The following is a 3,939-nucleotide window of genomic DNA, read 5'->3' as shown; positions in this document are numbered from 1 at the left end:
CGCACCTTATAACCTTCAATACAAAGAGAACCAAAAGCCAAAGCTTCCGCCATAGCCCAATCCACTCCCATTCCTTCCTCAATCATCTTTTTACGATTTTCTATGAGACGCCCAACAACCTTGTGCAGATTGAAAGATTTCGGAATATAGCACAGTTTAGAACCTATTTCCTTGAGAAGATCTTGAGGGACAGAAGTCTTCTGCAATCCTTTTTTCTCTTTACGTTTGACAATCAACGGAGTTGAACAAAAAGAATCGTTCCTTTCTTCAGGACGATAGTTATCACTAGCCTTAAATTCACCTTCCAGATATAAACGCCAATCATCCTTCAAAGATTGAACTTCTTTTGCAGAAACAATCTTTTCACGAATAAGACGATCCGCATATAACTGAACTACAGACTGATGTGATCGTATCGTCTTATACATCTTAGGCTGCGTAAACGACGGTTCATCACCCTCATTATGCCCAAGACGTCGATAGCCCAATACATCTATTACAACTGACTTTTGAAACTTCATACGAAACAACGTAGCTATTCTAACTACGCGAATCACAGAATCTGGATCATCTCCGTTAACATGAAAAACCGGAATAGAAAGCGCTTTAGAAATATCTGAAGGATATGGAAAAGAACGACCTGAAGACATATTAGTAGTAAATCCGATCTGATTATTCACAATAAGATGCACATTACCTGCGACAGTATATCCCGACAAACCAGATAATCCCAAAACCTCAGAAACTATCCCTTGCCCTGCAAAAGCAGCATCTCCATGAACAAGAATCGGCAAAACTTTGGAGCGATCTTGCAAAGGAACACTATATTCTCCGCCAGGAATATCTGCAATGATGTCTTGTCTGGCTCTAGCCCCTCCCATGACTACAGAATCAATAAAGTCAAGATGAGAAGGATTATTCATAAGAGATATATTTATATCTTTACCAGAAATCTGACACGTACAAGAAGCTCCAAGATGATATTTAACATCTCCTGAATGCCCTACATCAGTAGAATTGGAATCCGCTCCTCTGAATTCATATAATATGGCGCGTTGCGGCTTTCCTACCACTTGCGATAAGACATTCAAACGTCCACGATGGGACATGCCCATAACGACATCTACTACTCCTTGCTGAACCCCCTCTTTAATAATAGCTTCTAGGGCAGGAATAATGACTTCGCTACCATCAATGCCAAAACGCTTAGCTCCCTTGTACTTGACATCAATAAAATTTTCAAAACCCTCGGCTTCAATAAGTTTACCTAGTATGCCTTTCCTTTGATCTGCCGATAAATCATCTAATACGCCGCCTTTTTCAATCGCATTTTGTATCCAATCTCTCTCTTCAAAACTGGAAAGATGCATGAATTCCACACCTATAGTAGAACAATACAGCTGAGAAAGAATTTCCTTAATCTCAGGGATAATAGAATACTCAAGACCTAATACACCATCCATGAAAATTCTACGCTCATAGTCAACCTCCGTAAAACCATAATACGAAGGAGACAAATCCTGTAAGTCTACAGAAGGAGAAGCCAACCCTAAAGGATCAAGACGAGCATTAAAATGCCCGCGAGTACGATAGGCTTCTACCATCATCATAACCCGATAAAAATCTTTGACGGATTGATCATTGTTTGAAGAAATAAAATCATCCTTTTCTTCTCCGGAAACAACATCTCCTGCAATCTTTTTATCTTTTAAAAAACGCTGCGAATTCTCTCCCAGTCGATCTAAATGCTCAGGATTCTTATCAAGCAATAAAAATAGCGAACGCCATTCATCACCGACACTTAAAGGATTTTCTTTATAATTTTTATATAAACTCTCAACATAAGAATAGTTGGAACCATCTAAAAAAGAAGAAAGAGAAAGTCTTTCACTGGAATATTTCTGCATTATCCTTTTCCCTATTCTCTTCCTGGTAATAATATAAACATAAAAAATCTAAAAACTCATAAACTATTCAAAACTTCTGCAAGGGTTCTTCCAATACGGGCAGGAGATGGCGCAATGTGTATGCCAGCCTCTTGCATTGCTGCAATTTTATCTTCAGCTCCACCCTTTCCTCCGGAAATCACAGCACCAGCATGCCCCATAGTGCGACCAGGAGGGGCTGTCCTACCAGAAACAAAACCAACTATCGGCTTCTTACGCCCACGCTTAGCCTCATCTTTTAGAAACTGAGAAGCTTCTTCCTCCGCCAACCCTCCAATTTCACCAACCATAATGATTGATTGAGTGTCCTCATCCGCCAAAAACATTTCAAGAATGTCTATAAATTCAGAGCCTTTAACAGGATCACCCCCAATACCAACAGCCGTACTCTGACCCAAATCCTCCTGCGAAGTTTGAAATACAGCTTCATAGGTAAGAGTACCTGAACGAGAGAGAATGCCAACTGATCCCTTGCGAAAAATAGAACCCGGCATAATACCTATTTTACATTCCTCAGGCGTCAAAAGACCAGGACAATTAGGACCAATAAGCCGCGAAGAAGATTTCCTAATCCGAGCCCTTATCTTTACCATATCCAGAACCGGAATGCCCTCAGTTATACAAACGATCAAGGGAATTTCCGCATCAATAGCTTCAATGATAGCATCATAGGATCCACTAGGCGGAACATATATGACAGAAGCATTGGCTCCCGTACGCTCTTTAGCCTCAGAAACCGAAGCAAAGACAGGCAAACGTGCACCAGCTCCAGACCAAAAACAACCACCTTTCTTAGGGTGTATCCCACCAACAATCTGCGTATTACAATATAGAATAGACTGTTCTGTGTGAAACGTCCCTGCTTTACCTGTTAATCCCTGCACAAGAACCTTCGTATTCTTATCTACTAGGATAGACACGAAATTTAACTCCCCTTCACTGCATTAACTATTTTCTGAGCAGCATCATCAAGGTCAACTGCCGCAATAACATTCAAACCACTATCAGCGATAAGTTTATTACCAAGATCTACATTAGCCCCCTCAAGACGCAAAACAAGAGGAATATTTATGCCAACTTCCTTGATCGCAGATAAAACACCTTGCGCAAGGACATCACATCTCATAATTCCTCCGAATATATTAACCAGAACTCCTTTTACAGAAGAATCAGACGTTAAAATCTTGAAAGCAGAAGCAACTTTGTCTTTATCAGCCCCTCCTCCAACATCAAGAAAATTAGCTGGCTCCCCTCCATAAATCTTGATAATATCCATAGTAGCCATTGCTAAACCAGCACCGTTGACCATACAGCCTATATTCCCGTCAAGCGCTATATAGGAAAGATCATGTTTCCTAGCCTCTATTTCTCTACTGTTTTCCTCGGATATATCCCGCAATTCCTGAATATCCGCCTGTCGATATAGTGCATTATCGTCAAAAGAAACCTTGGAATCCAAAACTCTAAGATGACCATCTTCCATAACAATCAACGGATTGATTTCTAGCAAGCTCATATCTTTTTCACAAAACGCTCTATACAAATTAGGGAAGAGAATCTCACCATCGACGCGAGCCTTCCCTTCTAATTCAAGAGCTTCACATAAACTGACAACATCCTCAGATGTTACGCCATGGATAGGATCAATTGGTAATTTAAAAATTTTCTGCGGAAAATCCCTAGCAACTTCCTCAATATCCATTCCCCCTTGGGTAGAAACAACAAAGGCAACCTGTCCAGAGCAACGATTCACAAGAATTGAAAGATAAAGTTCTCGAAGAATATTTGCTCCATCCTCAATATACAAACAGCTAACTTTGCTGCCTACAGAACTAGTCTGCTTCGTAACAAGCGTAGCACCAAGCATCTCCCGAACATCTGCAACAACAGATTCAACGGATTTTTCCAACCGCACTCCACCCCTAGAATCACAAGAAAATCCTTTGAATCTTCCCTTACCACGGCCTCCAGCATGAATCTGACTCTTAACGAC

Annotated in this window: 3 protein-coding genes; all 3 read right to left on the bottom strand. The window is 40.7% G+C overall.

The window, feature by feature from the left end:
• Nucleotides 1-1,907, bottom strand: a 1,907-nt coding sequence (locus H0G72_RS03435; protein ID WP_182017389.1) for a thiamine pyrophosphate-dependent enzyme, incomplete at its 3' end; no start/stop codon positions are given.
• 56 nt (nt 1,908-1,963) lie between these two features.
• Nucleotides 1,964-2,866 carry a succinate--CoA ligase subunit alpha gene (sucD, locus tag H0G72_RS03430; RefSeq protein WP_182017388.1) on the bottom strand — a complete coding sequence of 301 codons (903 nt, stop codon included), beginning with the start codon at nt 2,864-2,866 and terminating at the stop codon, nt 1,964-1,966.
• 5 nt (nt 2,867-2,871) lie between these two features.
• Nucleotides 2,872-3,939 (bottom strand): ADP-forming succinate--CoA ligase subunit beta (sucC, locus tag H0G72_RS03425; protein ID WP_182017387.1); only part of this gene is annotated, 1,068 nt, incomplete at its 5' end.

This window comes from Candidatus Liberibacter sp., from assembly GCF_014048425.1.
In the GTDB taxonomy this organism is placed as follows: Bacteria; Pseudomonadota; Alphaproteobacteria; order Rhizobiales; family Rhizobiaceae; genus Liberibacter.
This window is presented reverse-complemented; position numbering and strand designations above follow the sequence as displayed.